The organism is Aureimonas phyllosphaerae, from assembly GCF_900113065.1.
GTDB classification, from domain to species: Bacteria; Pseudomonadota; Alphaproteobacteria; order Rhizobiales; family Rhizobiaceae; genus Aureimonas; species Aureimonas phyllosphaerae.
The window spans coordinates 66,234-85,440 of sequence record NZ_FOOA01000015.1 but is presented as its reverse complement, the minus strand read 5'-3'; the positions used below and the strand labels follow the sequence as shown (position 1 = coordinate 85,440).

The 19,207-nt window shown below is 68.6% G+C and carries 19 protein-coding genes; 4 read left to right on the top strand and 15 right to left on the bottom strand.

Going from position 1 to position 19,207, the window contains the following annotated elements; translation table 11 throughout:
• Positions 1-13 precede the first annotated feature (13 nt).
• The 4 genes from BM175_RS16550 to BM175_RS16535 form a co-directional block, all read right to left on the bottom strand.
• Entirely contained in the window at positions 14-841 is an 828-nt protein-coding gene (locus BM175_RS16550) for an ABC transporter permease (RefSeq protein ID WP_090965016.1), read from the bottom strand.
• A 53-nt stretch (positions 842-894) separates the two neighbouring features.
• Positions 895-1,842: an ABC transporter permease gene (locus tag BM175_RS16545; RefSeq protein ID WP_090964951.1), complete on the bottom strand. Its 948-nt coding sequence runs from the start codon at positions 1,840-1,842 to the stop codon at positions 895-897.
• A 64-nt stretch (positions 1,843-1,906) separates the two neighbouring features.
• Entirely contained in the window at positions 1,907-3,415 is a 1,509-nt protein-coding gene (locus BM175_RS16540; RefSeq protein ID WP_090964949.1) for an ABC transporter substrate-binding protein, read from the bottom strand.
• Between the two features lie 32 nt (positions 3,416-3,447).
• A complete protein-coding gene (locus BM175_RS16535; protein WP_244546045.1) occupies positions 3,448-4,191 on the bottom strand; it encodes a FadR/GntR family transcriptional regulator in 744 nt (247 codons plus the stop codon).
• Positions 4,192-4,465: 274 nt separating this feature from the next.
• On the opposite strand from BM175_RS16535, the gene BM175_RS16530 reads away from it, so the two are divergent.
• The 3 genes from BM175_RS16530 (at position 4,466) to BM175_RS16520 (ending at position 7,527) form a co-directional block, all read left to right on the top strand.
• Positions 4,466-5,353: a sensor domain-containing diguanylate cyclase gene (locus BM175_RS16530; RefSeq protein ID WP_090964945.1), complete on the top strand. Its 888-nt coding sequence runs from the start codon at positions 4,466-4,468 to the stop codon at positions 5,351-5,353.
• A 111-nt stretch (positions 5,354-5,464) separates the two neighbouring features.
• The gene (locus tag BM175_RS16525) at positions 5,465-7,093 is read left to right on the top strand and encodes a sensor domain-containing protein (protein WP_090965014.1); all 1,629 of its coding nucleotides are present in this window, start codon (positions 5,465-5,467) and stop codon (positions 7,091-7,093) included.
• Positions 7,090-7,527 carry a BLUF domain-containing protein gene (locus BM175_RS16520; RefSeq protein ID WP_090964943.1) on the top strand — a complete coding sequence of 146 codons (438 nt, stop codon included), beginning with the start codon at positions 7,090-7,092 and terminating at the stop codon, positions 7,525-7,527. Before BM175_RS16525 ends, BM175_RS16520 begins: the two co-directional genes overlap by 4 nt.
• Before the next feature lie 9 nt (positions 7,528-7,536).
• On the opposite strand, the gene BM175_RS16515 is transcribed toward BM175_RS16520, so the two are convergent.
• Genes BM175_RS16515 through BM175_RS16495 form a run of 5 tightly spaced genes read right to left on the bottom strand, consistent with a single transcriptional unit; the run spans position 7,537 to position 12,817 of the window.
• Positions 7,537-8,313, bottom strand: coding sequence for an ABC transporter ATP-binding protein (locus tag BM175_RS16515; RefSeq protein ID WP_090964941.1), 777 nt, complete (start codon positions 8,311-8,313; stop codon positions 7,537-7,539).
• Positions 8,310-9,167, bottom strand: coding sequence for an ABC transporter ATP-binding protein (locus tag BM175_RS16510; protein ID WP_090964940.1), 858 nt, complete (start codon positions 9,165-9,167; stop codon positions 8,310-8,312). The genes BM175_RS16515 and BM175_RS16510 overlap by 4 nt, the downstream gene beginning before the upstream one ends.
• Complete coding sequence (gene nikC / locus BM175_RS16505; RefSeq protein WP_090964938.1) at positions 9,164-10,087, bottom strand: nickel transporter permease; 924 nt, start codon at positions 10,085-10,087, stop codon at positions 9,164-9,166. Before nikC ends, BM175_RS16510 begins: the two co-directional genes overlap by 4 nt.
• Entirely contained in the window at positions 10,084-11,175 is a 1,092-nt protein-coding gene (locus tag BM175_RS16500) for an ABC transporter permease (RefSeq protein ID WP_090964936.1), read from the bottom strand. The genes nikC and BM175_RS16500 overlap by 4 nt, the downstream gene beginning before the upstream one ends.
• Before the next feature lie 31 nt (positions 11,176-11,206).
• Positions 11,207-12,817: an ABC transporter substrate-binding protein gene (locus BM175_RS16495; RefSeq protein ID WP_090964934.1), complete on the bottom strand. Its 1,611-nt coding sequence runs from the start codon at positions 12,815-12,817 to the stop codon at positions 11,207-11,209.
• A 427-nt stretch (positions 12,818-13,244) separates the two neighbouring features.
• Here BM175_RS16495 and BM175_RS16490 point away from each other — a divergent pair, with 427 nt between their 5' ends.
• Positions 13,245-14,138: a polysaccharide deacetylase family protein gene (locus BM175_RS16490; RefSeq protein WP_090964933.1), complete on the top strand. Its 894-nt coding sequence runs from the start codon at positions 13,245-13,247 to the stop codon at positions 14,136-14,138.
• A 50-nt stretch (positions 14,139-14,188) separates the two neighbouring features.
• Here BM175_RS16490 and BM175_RS16485 read toward each other — a convergent pair whose 3' ends face one another.
• The 6 genes from BM175_RS16485 to BM175_RS16460 all read right to left on the bottom strand — a co-directional run bounded on the left by BM175_RS16485 (position 14,189) and on the right by BM175_RS16460 (position 19,203).
• A complete protein-coding gene (locus tag BM175_RS16485) occupies positions 14,189-15,061 on the bottom strand; it encodes an MBL fold metallo-hydrolase (RefSeq protein WP_090964932.1) in 873 nt (290 codons plus the stop codon).
• 105 nt (positions 15,062-15,166) lie between these two features.
• Complete coding sequence (locus BM175_RS16480) at positions 15,167-15,520, bottom strand: cupin domain-containing protein (protein WP_090964930.1); 354 nt, start codon at positions 15,518-15,520, stop codon at positions 15,167-15,169.
• 5 nt (positions 15,521-15,525) lie between these two features.
• Positions 15,526-16,284 carry a 2-dehydro-3-deoxy-D-gluconate 5-dehydrogenase KduD gene (gene kduD / locus BM175_RS16475; RefSeq protein ID WP_090964928.1) on the bottom strand — a complete coding sequence of 253 codons (759 nt, stop codon included), beginning with the start codon at positions 16,282-16,284 and terminating at the stop codon, positions 15,526-15,528.
• Entirely contained in the window at positions 16,284-17,120 is an 837-nt protein-coding gene (gene kduI, locus BM175_RS16470; protein WP_090964926.1) for a 5-dehydro-4-deoxy-D-glucuronate isomerase, read from the bottom strand. The genes kduD and kduI overlap by 1 nt, the downstream gene beginning before the upstream one ends.
• Entirely contained in the window at positions 17,117-17,911 is a 795-nt protein-coding gene (locus BM175_RS16465) for a FadR/GntR family transcriptional regulator (protein ID WP_090964924.1), read from the bottom strand. The genes kduI and BM175_RS16465 overlap by 4 nt, the downstream gene beginning before the upstream one ends.
• An 11-nt stretch (positions 17,912-17,922) precedes the next feature.
• Complete coding sequence (locus BM175_RS16460) at positions 17,923-19,203, bottom strand: TRAP transporter large permease (RefSeq protein ID WP_090964922.1); 1,281 nt, start codon at positions 19,201-19,203, stop codon at positions 17,923-17,925.
• Between the last annotated feature and the right edge of the window lie 4 nt (positions 19,204-19,207).

Here is a 19,207-nt window from a genome sequence, read left to right as displayed (position 1 = left end):
GGAGGTGTCCGGATCAGGATTCGCGGGGGTCGAGCGCGTCGGCGAGGCCGTCGCCCAGGAGATTGAAGGCGATCACGACGGTGAAGATCGCGGCGCCCGGTGACAGCGCCATCCAGGGCGCCTGGCCGAGGAAGTTCTTGGCGGTGTTCAGCATCGACCCCCAGGACGCGGCCGGCGGCTGCTGCCCGAGGCCGAGAAACGACAGGGAGGCTTCGGCGATGATGGCGGTGGCGATGGTCAGCGTCGCCTGCACCACGATCGGCGGCAGGACGTTGGGAAAGATGTAGCGCCACAGGATGCGCGGGTGACGCAGGCCGACCGAGCGGGCGCCCTCGACATAGTCCTCCGTCATCACCGACAGGACCTGCCCGCGCGTGAGGCGCACGAAGACCGGCATCGCCGACAGGCCGATCGCGATCATCGCGTTGCCGAGCGAGGGGCCGAGGAAGGCGGCGAGGGCGATGGCGAGGATCAGGAACGGCATCGCGAGGAAGGCTTCCGTCAACCGCGAGACGACCTGGTCGAACCATCCGCCGAAATAGCCGGAGAGGAGCCCGATCGGCACGCCGATCGCCACCGCGATCAGCACCGACACGATGCCGGCGGACAGGGAGGCCCGCGTGCCCCAGACGAGGCGCGAGAGGATGTCCCGGCCGATCTCGTCGGTGCCAAGCCAATGGGCGGCGGACGGCGCCTTGCGGATCACGCTCCAGCTTGTCGCGTTCGGGTCGGGCAGGGGCAGGAGGGGGGCGAGGATCGCGGCCAGCGTGAAGAAGGCGACGATGACGAGGCCGACGAGCGCGCCGCGATTGGCCGCGAGCTTGCGCCAGGAACGACGCATCGGCGTGTCGCGCAGGGCGCTGGCCGCCGGGACGGCGGTGGTGGCTGCGATGCTCACAGGGCGGTCCTCATGCGCGGGTTGAGGAGGACGTAGAGAATGTCGGCGACGAGGTTCATGGCGATGAAGCCGACCGCCGTGCACAGGACGACGCCCTGCACCACCGCGTAGTCGCGATTGAACACGGCATCGACGATCAGCTTGCCGAAGCCGGGGATCGTGAAGATCTGCTCGGTGAGGACGGCCCCGGCGAGGAGGTCGCCGAAGAGGAGCGCCGAAAGCGTGACGACCGGCAGGAGCGCGTTGCGGAACCCGTGTCCCAGCACGACCTCGCGCGGCGACAGGCCCTTGGCGCGCGCCGTGCGCACGTAGTCGGCCTTCAGCGCGCCGAGCATGGCCGAGCGCGTGTGGCGCATCAGGGTCGCCGCCAGCGGCGTCGACAGGACGAAGGCCGGCATGATCATGGTCTCGAGGGCGCGGACCGGATCGGAAAAGAGCGGGGCGTAGCCGGAGGCCGGCAGCCAGCCGAGGTTCACCGAGACGAGGAGGATCAGCATGATGCCGAGCCAGAAGTTCGGCACCGAAAGGCCCGACAGCGCGACGAGGTTCGCCGTCACGTCGATCGCCGAGTTCTTGCGCACGGCGGCGAGAATGCCGGCCGGTATGCCGATCGCCATCGCAAGGATCATCGCCAGCACCGCGAGCTGGATGGTGACGGGCAGCTTCTCGAGGATCAGCTCGGTCACCGGCTGGTTGGTGCGCAGCGAGATCCCGAGGTCGCCGCGCAGGAGGTCGCCGAGCCAGTAGACGTATTGCCAGATGATCGGATCGTTCAGGCGATACTTCTCGCGCAGGAAATCGAGCGTCGCGGGATCGCGCTCCTCGCCGGCCAGCGCCAGGATCGGATCGCCCGGCAGGAGCTTCTGCAGGAGGAAGACGAAGACGGAGACGATCAGAAGCGTCGGGATCGCAAGAAGGAGCCGCTTGGCGATGATGCTCAACATGACGGGCCTCGGGAGGAGAGGCCGGCGGCGCGCGATCGCGGCCGCCGGGCGTTGAGAAGGGGCGTCAGTCGGCCTTGTTCATGCCGCGCAGGCGGATCAGGCCGTCGGGATAGGGCGTGAAGCCGGACACGTCGGTGTCGAAGGCGTAGATGTAGGACTGGTTGCCGAGGTAGATGATCGGCATGTCGTCCTGCATGATCGCGGTGGCTGCGTCGTACTTCACCTTGCGCGCGGCCGGATCCGGGATGGTACGCGCCTCGTCGAGCAGGGCATCGAGCGCGGGATTGCAGTATTTCACGTCGTTCTGGCCACCCGCGCAGGTGATGAACTGGTGGACGTTGCCGTCCGGATCGAGCCGGCCCGACCAGTCCGAGCGCGAGATCTGAAAATCGCCCGAGCTTTGTGCGGCGAGGAGCGTGGTGAACTCGGTCGCCTGCAGCGAGACGTTGAAGCCCGCCTCGGCGACCATCGCCTGGACGACCTGCATCGCCTGCATCGTCACCGGCACGTTGGCCGCCTGCAGCTGCACGTCGACGCTCGACACCCCGGCCTCCGCCATCAGGGCCTTCGCCTTCTCGATGTCGCGGGCCGGCACGGGGAAGCTCGTGTTGAACCAGGGGCTTTCCGGTGGGAATGGCTGGTTTCCGGCGGCCTGCGTGCCCTCGTAGACCACCTGGTTGATCGCATCGCGGTCGATGGCGAGCGAGAAGGCTTGGCGGACGCGCTTGTCCTTGCCGAGCGGGTTGTCGGCCCGTGCGCCGTTGGCGACGTTCACGTAGAGCGCTTGGTAGCCGAGGCCGATCACCGTCTCGCTCTTCAGGCTCGAATCGGCGGCAACCGCTGCGGCGTCGCTCGCGGCCACGCGCTCCACCATGTCGAGATCGCCCGAGCGCAGGTTGGCGAGGCGCACGGTGGTGTCCGGGATCGGAAGATAAGTGACGCGATCGAGCGGGTAGTTCGCCGCGTCCCAGTGCTCGGCGAACTTCTCCAGAACGATGCGATCCTGCTGGACGCGCTCGACGAAGCGGTAGGGACCCGAACACACCGGGTTGGCCCCGAAGTTCGCGCCGCTGGCAGCCGCCGCTTTCGGCGAGACCATCATGCCCGCCCGGTCCGACAGCTGGGCGAGCAGCGAGACGTCGGGCGTGCCGAGCGTGAAGGTCACCTGATAAGCGCCCGTCGCCTCGACCTTCGAAACCGAGGCGAGCTCGCTCTTGCGCCGCGATTCTGGCAGCGTCTTCATCCGTTCGATGTTGAAGACGACCGCCTTGGCGTCGAGCGGCTCACCGTCGTGGAAGCGGGCGTCCTGGCGCAGGTTCATGACGAGGCTGCGGGCATCGTCCGACCATTTCCAGTCGGTCGCCAGCTGCGGGACGATCTGGAGATCGGTCGAGATGTCGACCAGCTTGTCGCAGAGCGCGGTGTAGACGATGCGCCCGACGAAGGTGCGCGACTGGGCGGGGTCGAGGACATCGGCATCGTCGCCGAGGCCGATCCGCAGCTCGGCCGACAGGGCAGGGCCGGCGAGAGCGGCGGTCAGGAGAAGGGAAACGGCAAGGCGTCGAAGGGTCATGGCGTCGCGTTCCTGAAAGATCGGGGGAGGGGTCAGACGGGCTCTAGCTCTTGGGCGGCTGGTGGGACGTGCGGCGGCACCGGCTCGATCGAGGTCTGCCGGATCAGGATTTCCTGGATGAGGAGGAGGTGCTCGCGCATCGCCTCGCCGGCCCGCATCGGGTCGCGCGCCGCGATGGCGTGGACGATGGCCCAGTGCTGCCCAAGCGTGGCCGCGCGCGAGCCGGCGAGCGTGCGGGCCCGTTCGCGGACGATGCGCCAGCTGTCGTCCTGGCGGATGCGGTCGACCGTGTCGAAGAGCGCGAGAAACAGACGGTTGCGGGCGCTGATGGCGATCTGCCGGTGCAGGGCGCCGTCCCAGAGCTCGCGCGCGTCGGCGTCCTCGGTTCCCGCGATGCGCTCGACGAGCTCGCGCATGCGCTCGACATCGGACGGCGTCGCCCGCATCGCGGCGAGCTGTGCAAGCGGCGGCTCGATCCGCAGGCGGACTTCCATGATCTCCAGGAAATCGATCGAGGCGACGAGGGGATCGGTCTGTGCCGGCGAGGGATCCGGCCGGGGGCCGGCAAAGGTGCCCGAGCCCTGGCGCCGCCAGACGACGCCCTCGGCCTCCAAGACTTCGAGGGCGCGCCGAACGGCGCTCCGGCTGACGCCCAGCTGCTCGGACAGGGCGCGCTCGGTCGGAAGCCGCGTTTCCTCTCGTCCTGCAAGCTGACCCAGCAGGTCGCGGATGCGACCGAGAGCCAGGGCGGAATTGTCGGGGCCAGTGAGCGACAAGGGGTGACCAAACCAATGAACGATTGGTTCAGACAAATCGCTTTCATTGGCCGTGTCAACCGTATTTTGTGCAGATCGAGAGATGCACATTTTCTGGTCACTGAGGCGGCCGGAAACCCTGCGGTTCTTTCGGAGGCCCAACCGGCTCAGTTGGATGCCTCGTCTTTGAACGGTCCTTCAAACCATGGTCGTCTAAGCACGCCGGATCGAACCCTTATCCCTTCCTCAACCATCGAAGGGCCAATGTGACGCAGCGGCAGGGCGGGGGCGCAGCATGGATCTGACATTCAATCTCAACATGATCGATGTCCCGATCTTCGTGGTGGACGTCGAGTCCGGCCCACGCTTTCGCATCTTCGGCATGAACCAGGCGGCCGAGAAGGAAACCGGGCAGTCCAGCGGAAGCCTGGCGGGGCGCATGTTCGAGGACTGCGTTCCACTGGCCAAGGCCAGCATGCTGACGGATCGCTACGGGGTCTGCGTCCGGTCGCGTCGCTCGATGCAGTTCGAGGAGCGGGGCGAGATGTCCCCGACCGGCGACTGGTACCGGACGACGCTCTCGCCCTGCATCGACCGGGAAACCGGGGAGGTCGTGCGCATCCTGACGATCTGCCAGAACATCACGGCGACCAAGCGCCTCGCCAACGCGGCGCTGAAGGATGCGCTGACCGGTCTTGCCAACCGGCGCGGCTTCGAGGGGATGCTCGCTGAGCGGTGCGACGCGGCCATCGCATCGCGCCTCGGCTTTGCCCTGGTGGTCGTTGACCTCGACGGTCTGAAGGGGATCAACGACCGCCACGGGCACGACGCCGGGGACGAGGCGATCCGGCGCGTCGGGGCCTGGCTTCGAGATCACGTGCGTCCCGGCGAGGCCGCCGCGCGGATCGGGGGCGACGAGTTCCACCTGCTCCTGGAAGAACCCGACGAGGCTTGCCTCGACCGGCGCCTCGATGCGCTGCGCGAAGCCGCCGCCGACGAGCTTCGATGGTCGAGCCTGCCGACGCGGATCGCCGTTTCGCTGGGCGGGGCCGTCTGGCATCCCGGCGACGCCGTGGCGCAGACTCTGTCGGTCGCGGATACCGCGATGTATGCCCGAAAGGGCTCGCATCGCCGCGCCTCGGCGCCGACCGTCTCGCGTGCCGCCGGCTTCACGGGGCGCTAACCGTTCCGGCAATCGCCGCCGAAAGCGGTGGACAGGCGCGGGACCGGCGCGCGGCTCGTCAACCTTCGCCTGCGAGGGTTCGGGCTCCCAGGCCATGACGAGGAGACCGTCATGAACGTTCCCGCTGCCCTTTCGCCCGCGAGCCCGCTCGATCCACCGAGCTGCGAACTCATCCTGCAGAGGCTCTCCCATCCCGTGCTGGCGCTCGGCGCGGACGGCAGCGTGACCTATGCCAATGCGGCGGCGGAAGCCTCGTTCGGGGGGTGGATCATCGGTCTCAACATCCGCGACCTGTTTTCGGGCTTTGCGCCGGCGGCTGCGGACCGCGGCCGGTCCTCGCCGATGATCCTGACGACCAAGGAGCACGTGAGCTTCGACGCCCGGCTCGCGCCCCTCGGCGAGGACTCGTTCGTCGTCGACCTCAGGCTCGCGAACGAGGGGAGGGAAACCGCCATCGCGGCGGACCTCGACGACCTCACCGGGCTCGCCAAGCGCAACATGTTCATGCGGCACCTGGCTGCGGCGCTGGCGCGCGGCGAGGGCTCGGCCGTCGCGGTCCACTGCCTCGATCTCGACCGCTTCAAGATGATCAACGACACGCTGGGTCACGGGATCGGCGACCTTCTCCTGAAGAAGGTGGCCGACCGCCTCGCCAGCGCCTGCCGGAAGGGCGACGTCGTCGCGCGTCTGGGCGGCGACGAGTTCGTGGTCCTCCAGCACGGCGTGCGCGAGACGGCGGACGCCGAAAAGCTGGCCGCCCGCATCGTGGATCTCGTCGGGCGGACCTATGTGCTCAGCGGCCATACGATCAACATCGGCGTCAGCGTCGGCGTCGCGCTGCAGGGCGACGTCACGCAGGCGCGGGACTTGCTGCGCAACGGTGACCTCGCGCTCTACGAGGCCAAGCGGGCCGGCCGGGGCCGCTACCGCCTGTTCGAGACCGGCATGGACGATCTCCTGCAGCGACGCCGGGAAACGGAGATCGACCTGCGCCGCGCCCTCGCGCTCAAGCAGTTCGAGCTGAACTTCCAGCCCTTCCTCGACCTTTCCGACGACCGCTGCATCGGCTTCGAGGCGCTCCTGCGCTGGAAGCACCCGGTGCGGGGCTACATCCCGCCGCTGGAGTTCATCTCGCTCGCCGAGGAGAACGGGCTGATCGTCAAGATCGGCGAATGGGTGCTGCGGACGGCCTGCCAGGAGGCGGCAACCTGGCCGGGCGAGATAATCGTCGCGGTCAACGTCTCCCCGATCCAGTTCAAGGCCGATACGCTGCTGGACACCGTGATGTCGGCGCTTAAGCGATCGGGCCTGTCGGCCCACCGGCTGGAGATCGAGATCACCGAGGGCGCGCTTCTCGACGATACCGACAATGTCCTGAGGACGCTCGCCGCGCTTCGCGACATCGGGGTGAAGATCTCGATGGACGACTTCGGCACGGGGTATTCGTCCCTCAGCTATCTCCAGAAGTTCCCGTTCAACAAGATCAAGATCGACCGCTCCTTCATCGCCAACGCGAACGCCGACAGCGAGGCGATCCTGCGGGCGGTCGCGGGGCTCGGCGCAAGTCTGGGCATGGCGATCACCGCCGAGGGCGTCGAGACCGCCGAACAACTCGCCCGCATCCGGGACGAGCGCTGCACGCATGTCCAGGGCTACCTGACGGGGCGGCCGATGGCGGCCCATCTCGTCGCCGACTTCCTGACCCGGCCCGACCAAGATCCGAAAGGCGATCCGCGATGAACGACGACCTCTTTCGTCTCGTCTACTACAGCCGCAACCACATCCGCGGCGACGCCGACACGTTCGACGCCCATGTCGGCGACATCCTGGCGCGAAGCCGCACCAACAACACGCGCGACGGCATCACGGGCGCACTCCTGTTCAACCGCGGCTGCTTCGCGCAGGTGCTGGAGGGCCCGCTCGCGACGGTGGAGGCGGCCTTCGAGCGGATCCAGCAGGACGAGCGGCACGGCGACGTGTCGCTCCTCGCCCTCGATCCGATCGCCGCCCGCAGCTTTCCGAACTGGGCGATGGGCTTCGTCGGGGCGTCGGACGTCGATGCCGGGCGCTTTGCCGGCGTCGGCGCGTCCAGCGGCTTCGACCCGTCGCGCCTCAGCGGCGACGAGATCCACACGCTCCTGCGGGACCTGACGATCGAGGAAGAGGCCGCCTGACGACGCGCCCTATCCGCTGGCTGGCGGGCGCACGAAGCCGTCGCTCGCCGTCATCAGCGTCCGCGCATAATCGGACGCGACGTCTCGGGCAGCGAGGCGACCCTCCTCCAGCGCTTCCACCGCCTCGCCGCCGCGCATGACGAGGAGGCGCTCGCACATGTGGTCGACCACGGCGAGATCGTGGCTGACGAAGAGGTAGGTCAGACCCCGTTCCGCGCGAAGTCGCGTGAGGAGGTTCAGGACCTCGGCCTGGATCGAGGCGTCGAGCGCCGAGGTCGGCTCGTCGAGAAGCAGGACCGACGGCTCGAGGATCAGCGCGCGGGCGATTGCGATCCGCTGGCGCTGCCCACCCGAGAGCTGGTGCGGCAGGCGGAAGCGGAAGGCCGGGTCGAGCCCGACGTCCGACAGCGCCTGGAGCACCCGCCTGTCGCGATCCTTGAGACCGTGGATCGCCAGCGGCTCTGACAGGATGCGGTCGATCGTGTGGCGCGGGTGCAGCGAGCCGTAGGGGTCCTGGAACACCATCTGGACGCGGGCGGCGAAGCGCTTGTCGCGCCGCTCCCCGAGCGTCTCGCCATCCACCCGGATCTCGCCCGCCGAGATCGGCGCCAGCCCGCAGATGGCACGCAGGATCGTGGATTTGCCAGAGCCCGATTCGCCGACGAGACCGAAGGACTCGCCCGTCTCCACCCGGAAGGACACGCCCTTCACCGCGTCGACGCGGTTGCGGCCTTCCTCGAGCGTCACCACCAGGTCGCGGACTTCGATGCGGGGTCCCGTCGTCATGCGTTCAGCCATTCCGGTCGGCGGTCGAGCGTCGGCAGGGTCTCGTGCCCGCCGCCGATGCGCGGCAGGCAGGCAAGAAGCCCCTGCGTATAGGGGTGGCGCGCTTGGCCGAGCCGGTCGGCCTCGATCTCCTCGACGATCCGCCCGCGATACATCACGAGCACCCGGTCGCAGAAGGTCGATACGAGGCGCAGGTCATGGCTGATGAACAGGAGCCCCATGCCGCGCCCGCGCACGAGTCCGTCGAGGATCCGAAGGACCTCGAGCTGGACGGTGACGTCGAGCGCCGAGGTCGGCTCGTCCGCGATCAGGAGTTCGGGCTCCGGGATCAGCATCATCGCGATCATGACGCGCTGCCCCATGCCGCCCGACAATTCGTGCGGATAGGATCGCAGGACGCGCTCGGGATCGCGGATCTGGACGTCCTCCAGCATCGCGATCATGCGATGCCTCGCCTCACGGGACGAGATGCGCCCGTGGGCGCGCAGCGCCTCGCCGAGCTGCCGGTCGATCCGCATGACGGGGTTCAGCGAATATTTCGGGTCCTGCATGACCATGGCGATGCGCCGGCCGCGCACCGCGCGCATCTCCTTTTCGGACAGGCCGAGGAGATCGGTGCCGCGAAAGGCGAGGCGGTCGGCCGCGACGTGCCCGGGCGGGCGCACGAGGCGCAGGATCGCACGCCCCGTCATCGACTTGCCGGAGCCCGATTCGCCGACGATCGCGACCCGCTCGCGCCCGACATCGAAGGAGATGTCGCGCACGGCTTCCACGAGACCGCGCCGCGTATCGAACCCGACCTGGAGATTGCGCACCTCGAGAAGCGGTGCGTCGGACGAGGCGGGCCCGCTCATTGCTGGCCGCTCCTGGGATCGAGAATGTCGCGAAGCGCGTCGCCGAGGAGGTTGAAGGCGAGGCTGACGAGCAGGATCGCGATGCCCGGAATGGTCGCGACCCACCAGTGGGTGAGGAGGTACTGCCGGCCCGACGAGATCATCGCCCCCCATTCGGCGAGCGGCGGCTGCGCGCCGAGGCCGAGGAAGCCGAGGCCGGCGGCCGTCAGGATGATGCCGGCCATGTCGAGCGTGATGCGCACGATCACCGAAGACAGGCACATCGGCATGATGTGGCCGGTGATGATGCGCAGCGTGCCCGCCCCCTGCAGCCGGGCGGCGGCGATGTAGTCGGAGCGGCGCACGGTCAGCGTCTCGGCGCGCGCGACGCGCGCATAGGGTGGCCATGCGGTCAAGGCGATGGCGAGGACCGCGTTCTCGATGCCGGGACCAAGCGCCGCGACGAAGGCGAGCGCCAGCACGAGGCGTGGGAAGGCGAGAAAGATGTCGGTGATGCGCATCAGGACGCGGTCGGTCCAGCCACCAAGCGTCCCGGCGACGGTGCCGATCACGAGGCCGAGCACCGGCGCCGTCAATGCGACGAGGGCGACGACATAGAGCGTGACCCGCGAGCCGTAGACGAGGCGGCTCCAGACGTCGCGGCCGAGTTCGTCGGTTCCCAGAAAGTGTCCGGCGCCGGGCGGCAGGAGGCGCGTGGACAGGTTCTGCGCGTTGGGATCGTGCGTGGCGAGAAGCGGCGCGAAGGCCGCCATCAGGAGAAGGATCGCGATGAGAACGAGGCCGATCATCGCCAGCGGATTGCGGCTGAGGATGCGCCAACCCTGGTAGAGCGAGACGGCGCGCGCCTGCAGCCGCGAGCGCGGCGTGTCCGTCGTCAGCCAGCCGACCCAGCCGGTGGAGGTCGAAGCCGTCCCGCTCATCGCGCCCTCGGATCGACCAGCGTGTAGACGAGGTCGGACAGGATGTTGAGGACGACGAAGACCGCGCCGATGACCAGCGTGCCGCCGAGCACGGCGTTGAAGTCGGCGGCGAAGAGGGCCTGCGTGATGTAGAGCCCGAGGCCGGGCCAGGCGAAGACGGTTTCGGTGAGCACCGATCCCTCCAGAAGCGCGGCATAGGACAGGGCGATCACGGTCACGAGCGGCACCATGGCGTTGCCGAGCGCGTGGACCCAGACGACGCGCCGCTCCGACACGCCCTTGACGCGCGCGGTCGTCACATAGTCCTGCGACAGCTGCTCCAGCATGAACGAGCGCGTCATGCGCGAGATGTAGGCGAGCGAGAAGTAGCCGAGCACCAGCGCCGGCAGGATCAGGTGCGACAAGGCGTTGCGGAACACGTCCCAGGCGCCCGACAGCGCGGAATCGATGAGGATCGAGCCGGTGACGGGCGTCACGTCGAACTCGTAGGCGAGCTCGTAGGACACGTCGAGCCGCCCGGGGCCGCCGACCCAGCCGAGCTGCCCGTAGAACACGAGAAGGGCGATGAGGCCGAGCCAGAAGACCGGCATGGAATAGCCGAGCAGCCCGACGACGCGGATCGCCTGGTCTTGCCATCGCCCTTGGTGCACCGCGCTGACGACGCCCGCGGGCACGCCGATCAGGACGCCGATCAGCGTCGCGAGCGTGGCAAGTTCGAGCGTTGCCGGGAAGGCCGAGGCGATGTCCTCGACGACGGGGCGCGAGGTGAGGTTAGAGCGCCCGAGATCGCCGGTCACGACATCGCCGAGATAACGCACGAACTGGACGGGGAGCGGCTGGTCGAGGCCGAGCGAGACGCGCGCGGCGTCGTACTGCGCCTGCGTCGCCCGGTCGCCGACGATCGCGAGCACCGGATCGACCGGCACGACGCGCGCGATCAGGAAGGTGACGAAGAGCAGGCCGAAGAGCGTCAGCAGCAGGCTGAACAGAAGGCTCGCGCCGCGCGAGACGAAGCGCGGCAGGCCGAAGGCGCGAAGCCCCGAGCGGGCGCCGTGCAGCGCCGGCTCGTCGATCACGGGCGGGCTCAACGGCCCGCCTCCACGGTCTTGGCGATCACGCTTACTGCGCCGTCTTGGTCACGGTCCAGTAGAAGGCCGAGGCCACCGCGCTGCCGGTCTTGAAGCCGTCGACGCCCTTGCGCACGGCCGGCTGCTCGGAGCGCTGGAAGAGGACGGCGATCGGCGAGGCCATCTGCTCATGGCGCTGCATGTCCTCGTAGAGCTTGGCGCGCTTGGCCTCGTCCTTCTCGACCACGGCGGCGGCCACCTGCGGCGTCGTTTCCGTGGCCGCATAGGCGTTGCGCCAGGCGAGGTTGCCGACGAGGGCGCCCGCGTCGGAGTTGTCGGCGTTGGCGGCGAAGACCGAGGCGTTGGTCTGCGGGTCCGGGTAGTCCGGACCCCAGGTCTGCAGCGTCAGCTTGTGGTTGCGCGCGCGATAGATCGAGAGCGCCTCGGCGCCCGTCACCGAGCGGAGCGACGCCTTGATGCCGGCCTGGGCGAGCGTGCCCTGGATGGCCTGCGCGATGTCGACGCGCTCCTTCTCGTTGCGGATCAGGATCTCGGTCTCGAACCCGTCGGGATAGCCGGCCTCAGCCAGAAGCGCCTTGGCCTTGGCGACGTCGAGCTTGAACGGCTTGTCCTCGATCGCGCCGAGGAAGCCGGCGGGCAGGAAGGACTGGTGCACCTGCTCCTGGCCCTTCAGGAGCTGGCTGGTGATGCCGTCGTAGTCGATCAGGTACTTTATCGCCTCCATCACCTTCGGCTTCGACAGGATCTCGTCCTTCTGGTTGCCGGAGAGATAGTAGACCTGTCCGCGCAGCTCGGTCTGGACCTTGAGGTTCGCATCCTTCTCGACAGAAGCGATGTCGGTGGGCCCGAGGTTGCGCGCGACGTCGACGTCGCCCTTCTGGAGAAGAAGGAGCTGCGTCGCGGGCTCGACGACATGGCGCACGAAGACGCGCTTCATCGCGACCTCGCGGTCGAAGTTCGGGTTGGCGTCGAGCACGACGGACTCGTTCGGCTTCCAGGCGCGCAGGACATAGGGACCCGAGCCCGCCGAATGGGTGTCGAGCCACGTGTTGCCGTAGTCCTCGCCGGCATTCTCCATCACCACCGCCTTGTCGACAATCGAGCCGACCTCGGCGGTCAGCGCGTTGTAGAGGAAGGACGGCGCGTAGGGCTTGTCGGTGACGATCTGGAGCGTCGAGGCGTCCACCGCCTTCACGGTCTGGTCGACATTGTCCTTGCTGAGGCCGAACTGGGTGAGGATGAAGGCCGGCGTCTGGTCGAGCTTCACGGCGCGCTGGAGCGAGAAGGCGGCGTCCTCGGCTGTCACCGGATTACCGGACGCGAACTTGCGCCCCTCGGCCATCTTGAAGGTGAAGGTCAGGCCGTCGTCGCTGACCGACCAACTGGCGGCCAGTCCCGGAACGGGCTTCAGCGTCTGCGGATCGATCTCGACCAGCGTCTCGTAGATGTTGTTGATCTGATCCTGGCCCGAGAACTCGAAGCTTTCGGCCGGGTCGAGCGACTTCATGTCGTCGATGCCGTTGGCGATCACCAGCGTGTCGGCCGGGGTCTCGGCCAGGGCCGCCGAGCCTGCGGCGACCGATCCGAGAAGCACGGTCCCGGCAAACAGGCGGCAGGCGAGCGAACGGAGAGAAGAAGACACGGGCGACCTCGTCGGGTTCGTGGGGCGAGCAGGAGCGGCGAGAGAGAATCCCGTCACGTCCCGGTGAGGGGACGCTATGCGATGATGAAACGGGCGGCAAGCATGTGCGCTGCACAAAACCGGGGCGTGGGATGGACAGGGCGGACCGTGCCCGGGATTGGCTTCATCACTCCGCTCGGGCAGGGCGCGATCTGGTCATCGCCACGCGAGAGCCGGTCGCGACGACGCGCCGGGCAGGCTCTGGCGGGACGATGGCCGGATGGTCCCGGTTGCCCTTCGGCATGAACCGTGATCCGAGCGACGCGCGGAACCCTCGATCCGGCCGAGCGTCTAGAACGGCCGGCTCTGCCCGGCGCCTGGCCGCGGACGCACGTTCCGGCCGCCGGCATTCCCGCCGCACACTTCGTCACGCGCCCAGGATTTCGCCATGAGCCAGCTTCCCCATCACGGCCGGTACGACTACGCGCCCATCGTCGGGCGTCCGGACTACGCCTGGCCCGAGGGACGCCGGCTGGCCGTCTATCTCGGCGTCAACCACGAGGTGTTCGGGTTCGGCGACGGGCTGGGAGCGACGCTCGCGCCGTCCCAGACCCAGCCCGACGTGATGAACTTCGCCTGGCGGGACTACGGCAACCGGGTCGGCGCCTGGCGCTTCATGGAGATGTTCGACCGGCTGGAGCTGACCACGACGGCGCTTCTGAACAGCGCGGTGATCGAACGCTGCCCGGGCCTTGCCGAAGCCTGCCGGGACCGGGGCGACGAGATCGCTGCCCATGGCCGCACCAATGCGGAGGCGCAAGGCGGGATGGGCGAGGACGAGGAGCGCGCGATGATCGCCCGAACCCTCGACGATTTCGCGACGATCGGCGTCCGGCCGCTGGGCTGGCTGGGGCCGTGGATTTCCGAAAGCCATCGGACGCCCGATCTTCTGGAGGAGGCGGGCTTCGCCTACGTTCTCGACTGGGCGCACGACGACCAGCCGATCCGGCTGCGGACGCGCAGCGGGACGGGGATCCTGTCGGTTCCCTATTCGCAGGAGATCAACGACATCCCTGCGATCGTCTCGCGCCATCAGGAGGGGGCGACCTTTGCCGCGATGATCGAGGATGCCGTCGATCAGCTTCTGAGCGAATGCGACCGGCGCCCCGTGGTTCTCGGGATCGCGCTCCACCCCTACATCATGGGACAGGCCCACCGGGCCCTCCACCTCGATCGCGTCCTGACCCGGTTGCGCGAGAAGGACGATCCGCGCATCTGGTGGACCACGGCGGGCGCCATCGCCGACCATCAGGCGCCGACGCCTCCGAACGACCGGGACTGACGCCGGGGGCCGGTCTGCGGGCACCCGCCGTCCATCACCGGCCCGCGCCGTCAGCGGCGGCCGTGAACGCTGCGGATGGTGGCGGCAAGGTTTGCCCGGTGGAAGCGCTCGTAGAACCGGCGTGCGGCGTCCGGCAGGGCGTCGATGCCCTCCACGAAGTCCGTCAACCGGAGCCCGTCCGGCAGCGCGTCGTCCGGGGCGACCGAGGGCGCGGCGCCGAGTGCGCCGACGCGTTCGGCCAGCGCCTCGAAGTAGGCAAGGTTCCTGTCCATCGTCGAGGGCGCATCGGTCTGGCCATGCGCGAGGACGAGGTGTTGCGCGCCGAGGCGCCTGATGCGGTGGAGCGAGGCGACGAGGGAGGCAAGGTCCGCTGGATCGTCGCTCCAGACCTTCGGAATCGGGTTCTCGACCGCATCGACCGCCAGGCATGTCCGCAGTTCCGGGATCCAGACCACGACATGGTCGGGCGCGTGCCCCGGCGTGTGGAGGAGTTCGAGCGTGAGATCGCCCCCGTCGAGTCCTATCCGATCGGAGAAGAACAAGGTGGGCGGATGAAGCTCGACCGCGCCGAAGCGCGCGTCCTCTGCCGCCTTGCGCCGCAGGACCTCGTGGACGCTTCCGTTCCGGAAGCGCTCGCGCGCGGCCTCGTGCGCGACGATCGCCGCCCGCCCGGCGACGGCCGCGTTGCCCCAGAAATGGTCCCAGTCCATGTGGGAGTTCACGACGACCAGCGGCCGGCCACCGCGTTCTGCGCCGACGAGTTCCATCGCCTCACGGCACGTCTCGGGCGTGTCGAGCGTATCGATAAGGACGTCGAAGCGCGCCGTGCGCACGAAGATCGCATCGACGGTGGTGCCGAGCCGAAGCACCGAAATCCGCTCGTCGAGACCCGGATAGGTCGCCAGTTCGATGCCGCTGCCCATACCCACTCCTCCCGAAGGCGCGCCGCTGAAGAAACGCCTTGATGCGACGGACCGGGACCGCCTGGCAACGGCGCGCGTCCGGCGGCACGAAAAGGCTGCTGCGCGTCAGCCGGGCGGATGCGACAGGAAATCCTGCCGGGAGGGCGTGAACGTGTCGACGAGACGGCCCTTCTCGAGCGCCTTCACGCCGTGCCGCAGGCCGGACGGGACGATGAAGCAGTCGCCGGCGCGCAGCGTCTCGGTACGACCGTCCACAGTCACCTCGAAGGCCCCTTCCGCGACATAGCTCGACTGGACGTGCGGATGCTCGTGCAGCCAGCCGACGCCGCCGGCCTCGAAGCGGAACTCGACCATCATCAGTTCGGGCGTCCAGCAAACGATGCGCCGCTCGTTGCCGTCGGGCGTCGGCTCGAAGGTGCCGTCGCCGGCGCGCGCGAAGATGTCGGGTTTGGCGGTCATCGGGGTCACCTCGCGAGCCAGCCGCCGTCGACCGGCAGAACCGTTCCGTGGACGTAGCGCGAGGCCTCGGCGAGCAGGAACACCGTGGCCGCGCCGATATCCTCGGCGACGCCCCAGCGACCGGCCGGGATGCGCTCGAGGATCGCGCGGGATCGGTCCGGGTCGGCGCGCAGCGCCGCCGTGTTGTTGGTCTCGATGTAGCCGGGTGCGATGGCGTTGACGTTGATGTCGCGCGCTGCCCATTCGTTGGCGAGGATCTTGGTGATCCCCGCGACGCCGTGCTTGGCCGCCGTGTAGGACGGCACGCGGATGCCGCCCTGGAACGACAGGAGCGAGGCGATGTTGACGATCCGTCCGGGCCGGCCGGCGGACAGGCAGCTTCGCGCGAAGGCCTGCGACAGGAAAAACACCGACTTCAGGTTCACGTCCATCACCGCGTCCCATTCGGCCTCGGTGAACTCGGTGGAATCCGCCCGCCGGATGATCCCGGCATTGTTGACGAGACCGTCGAGCGGCGCCTCGCCCATGATGCCGTCCAGCGCCTCGACGCCCGCCGCGACGTTCGACAGATCGACGCGGCAGCTCGAAAACACGCCGCCCGCCGCCTCGATCTCGGCGGCGGTCTCGTCCATCGCCGAGCGGCCGATGCCGACGACAGCGCCACCGGCGCGGGCGACGGCGAGCGCGATGCCCCGGCCGATCCCGGTGTTGGCGCCGGTCACCGCGATGCGCCGGCCGTGGAGGCTGAAGGGATCCGGGGTCATCAGCGCATGTCCTTCAGGGGCGCGGGGTCCATGTCGGTGTAGTCGACGTTGTCGCCCGCCATCGCCCAGACGAAGGCGTAGGCGCTGGTGCCGCAGCCCGAATGGATCGACCAGGGCGGCGAGACGACCGCCTCCTCGTTGGCCATGACGATGTAGCGCGTCTCGTGCGGCGCGCCCATCATGTGGAAGACCCGCGCCTCGAGGGGCAGGTCGAAGTAGAGATAGGCCTCCATACGCCGGTCGTGGATATGCGCTGGCATCGTGTTCCAGACCGAGCCCTCGGCCAACTGGGTCATGCCGACGACGATCTGGCAGGTCTCGATCGTCGTCGTGTACTGGAAGATCGAGCGCTCGTTGGCGGTGGCGCGGGCGCCGAGATCCATGCGCTTCGCCGCCGCATGCGGCAGGTGCCGCGTCGGCAGCGTGCGGTGGGCGGGCGCCGACAGGAGATAGAGCCGCGCGGGATCGCCGGCATCGGCGGAGCGGAACGTCACCTCCTGCCCCATGCCGACATAGAGCATGTCGCGGGGCTGGAGCGCGTGGCTCTCCTCGCCGGCGCGGATCTCCGCCGCGCCGCCGCCGACATGGACGACCACGAGTTCGCGGCGCTCCAGGAAGCGCGCCGTGCCGTTGGGGCGGATGGTTTCGAGGGGGAGGGGATCGGCGCCCGGGACGGCACCGCCGACGATCATGCGGTCGTAGTGGGTGTAGGTGAGGCGGATGCGGCCGGGCTGGAAGAGGTCCTGGATCAGGAAGTGCCGGCGGAGGTCCTCGGTGCCCATGGCTGCCGCCGCATCGGGATGGACGGCAAAGCGTGTCTCGTGGTCGATCGTCATGATGGTTCCGGTTCCGTATCGGGAGGGCGTCGGCCGCCGGCTGCGGCGGCGTAGGAGTCCTGCTGGTGGGCGAGGCGGCGGCGGTAGCGCTGCTGGGCGGAAGTGAGATGCCGGCGCATCGCGTCGCGCGCGCCGGCCGGGTCGCCCGCGGTGATCGCTTGGAGCACCGCGAGGTGCTCGCGCTGCAGGCCCATCAGGTATTGCGGCGAGAGGACCTCGACCGAATACCAGGGCGAGGTGCGGTCGCAGGGGATGGTGCGGTCGCCAAGCGCGTCGAGGATGTCGACGTAGAACGGGTTGTTGGTGGCCGCCGCGATCTCGCGGTGGAAGGCGAAGTCCGCCTTGCCGGTCTGCTCGCCGAGCGGGATGAGGCGGTCGAACTCGAAGAAGGCCTCCTGGATGCGGGCCGCCTGCGAGGCGTTGCAGCGCTCGGCCGCGAGCCCCGCGCTCTCGATCTCGATGCCCATGCGCACCTCGAGCACGTTGATCGCCTGGCTGATGCGATCGCCGACGTCGGCCGCGATGGAGGCGATGCGGCGCTGCGGGTTCATCCGCACGAAGACGCCCGCGCCGTGGCGCGGCTCGACCAGCCCGTCGGCCGACAGGATGGCGACGGCCTCGCGCACCACGGTGCGGCTGACGCCGAAGATCTCGGACATGCGTGTCTCGGTCGGCAGCTTCTCGCCGACGGCGAAGTCGCCGGCGATGATCTGGGCGCGCAGGGCGCTGACGACGGACTCCGAGAGCTTCGCCTTGCGCTCGATGCGCCCATCCACGAATGCTTCGGACATCGGTCAGACCCTTATCGGAACACGGCTGGCAGCCACAGCGACAGGGCGGGAATGTAGGTCACGAGCAGCAGGACCACGACGCCCGCCCCGTAGAACGGCCATACGGAGCGCATCGCCTCCCATACCGTGATCCGGCCGACGGCGCAGGCCACGAACTGCACCCCGCCGACGGGCGGCGTGTTCAGCCCGATGCCGTAGTTCAGGATCATGATCACCCCGAAATGCACGGGATCGATGCCGTAGGCGGTGGCGATCGGCAGGAAGATCGGCGTCGTGATGATGATCGTCGGCCCCATGTCCATGAAGGTGCCGAGCAGCAGCATCAAGACGTTGAGGAGAAGGAGGATCATGATCGGGTTGTCGGAGAGGCCCTGCATCCAGTCGACGAGGGTCGCCGGCACCCGGAGGAACGCCATCAGCCAGGAGAAGGCGGCGGCCGTGCCGATGATGAGGAGCACCATGGCGGTGGTGCGCACCGCGCCCATCGTGGCATGGACGAAGTCCGCCCAGGTCAGCTGCCGGTAGACGAAGGTGGTGACGAGGAGCGCGTAGAGGACGGCGATGCAGGAGCTCTCGGTCGCCGTGAAGATACCGGACCGCACGCCGCCGAAGATGATGGCGATGAGAAGGAGGCCCGGCACCGCGGCGGCCAGAAGATGGCCGATGACGAGGAAGCCCTGGAACGGCTCGGTCGGATAGCCGCGCTTCCGCGCCACGATATAGGCCGTCACCATGAGCGAGGCGGCCAGAAGCAGGCCGGGGATGATGCCGGCGGTGAAGAGGTCGGCGATCGAGATGCGCCCGCCCGCCGAGATCGAGTAGATGATCATGTTGTGCGACGGCGGCAGGAGGAGCGCGATCAGCGCCGCCATCGAGGTGACGTTGACGGCGTAGTCCGCGCCGTAGCCGCGCGACTTCATTTGCGGGATCATGATGCCGCCGACGGCCGCCGCCTCCGCCACCGCCGAGCCGGAGATGCCGCCGAAGAGGGTCGAGGTCAGGATGTTGACCTGCCCCAGGCCACCGCGCACGTGGCCGATGACGCTCGCCGCGAAGGCGACGATGCGCCCGGCGATGCCGCCGCGCACCATCAGGTCGCCGGCGTAGATGAAGAAGGGGATGGCGAGCATCGAGAAGACGCTCATGCCCGAATTCAGCCGCTGGAACACGACGAGCGGCGGCAGGCCCATATAGGCGACCGTGGCGAGGCTCGAGATGCCGAGGCAGAAGGCGATCGGCGTGCCGATCAGCATCAGGGCCGTGAAGCTGCCGAAGAGGATCAGGAGTTCCATGACG

What these genes read in the sequence shown, in the direction of transcription:
- kduD (WP_090964928.1), bottom strand. Translation starts at nt 16,284, where the DNA reads ATGACCCCGGATCCCTTCAGCCTCCACGGCCGGCGCATCGCGGTGACC.
- BM175_RS16540 (WP_090964949.1), bottom strand. Translation starts at nt 3,415, where the DNA reads ATGACCCTTCGACGCCTTGCCGTTTCCCTTCTCCTGACCGCCGCTCTC.
- BM175_RS16545 (WP_090964951.1), bottom strand. Translation starts at nt 1,842, where the DNA reads ATGTTGAGCATCATCGCCAAGCGGCTCCTTCTTGCGATCCCGACGCTT.
- BM175_RS16490 (WP_090964933.1), top strand. Translation starts at nt 13,245, where the DNA reads ATGAGCCAGCTTCCCCATCACGGCCGGTACGACTACGCGCCCATCGTC.
- BM175_RS16460 (WP_090964922.1), bottom strand. Translation starts at nt 19,203, where the DNA reads ATGGAACTCCTGATCCTCTTCGGCAGCTTCACGGCCCTGATGCTGATC.
- BM175_RS16465 (WP_090964924.1), bottom strand. Translation starts at nt 17,911, where the DNA reads ATGTCCGAAGCATTCGTGGATGGGCGCATCGAGCGCAAGGCGAAGCTC.
- BM175_RS16520 (WP_090964943.1), top strand. Translation starts at nt 7,090, where the DNA reads ATGAACGACGACCTCTTTCGTCTCGTCTACTACAGCCGCAACCACATC.
- kduI (WP_090964926.1), bottom strand. Translation starts at nt 17,120, where the DNA reads ATGACGATCGACCACGAGACACGCTTTGCCGTCCATCCCGATGCGGCG.
- BM175_RS16550 (WP_090965016.1), bottom strand. Translation starts at nt 841, where the DNA reads ATGCGTCGTTCCTGGCGCAAGCTCGCGGCCAATCGCGGCGCGCTCGTC.
- BM175_RS16480 (WP_090964930.1), bottom strand. Translation starts at nt 15,520, where the DNA reads ATGACCGCCAAACCCGACATCTTCGCGCGCGCCGGCGACGGCACCTTC.
- nikC (WP_090964938.1), bottom strand. Translation starts at nt 10,087, where the DNA reads ATGAGCGGGACGGCTTCGACCTCCACCGGCTGGGTCGGCTGGCTGACG.
- BM175_RS16510 (WP_090964940.1), bottom strand. Translation starts at nt 9,167, where the DNA reads ATGAGCGGGCCCGCCTCGTCCGACGCACCGCTTCTCGAGGTGCGCAAT.
- BM175_RS16515 (WP_090964941.1), bottom strand. Translation starts at nt 8,313, where the DNA reads ATGACGACGGGACCCCGCATCGAAGTCCGCGACCTGGTGGTGACGCTC.
- BM175_RS16530 (WP_090964945.1), top strand. Translation starts at nt 4,466, where the DNA reads ATGGATCTGACATTCAATCTCAACATGATCGATGTCCCGATCTTCGTG.
- BM175_RS16485 (WP_090964932.1), bottom strand. Translation starts at nt 15,061, where the DNA reads ATGGGCAGCGGCATCGAACTGGCGACCTATCCGGGTCTCGACGAGCGG.
- BM175_RS16525 (WP_090965014.1), top strand. Translation starts at nt 5,465, where the DNA reads ATGAACGTTCCCGCTGCCCTTTCGCCCGCGAGCCCGCTCGATCCACCG.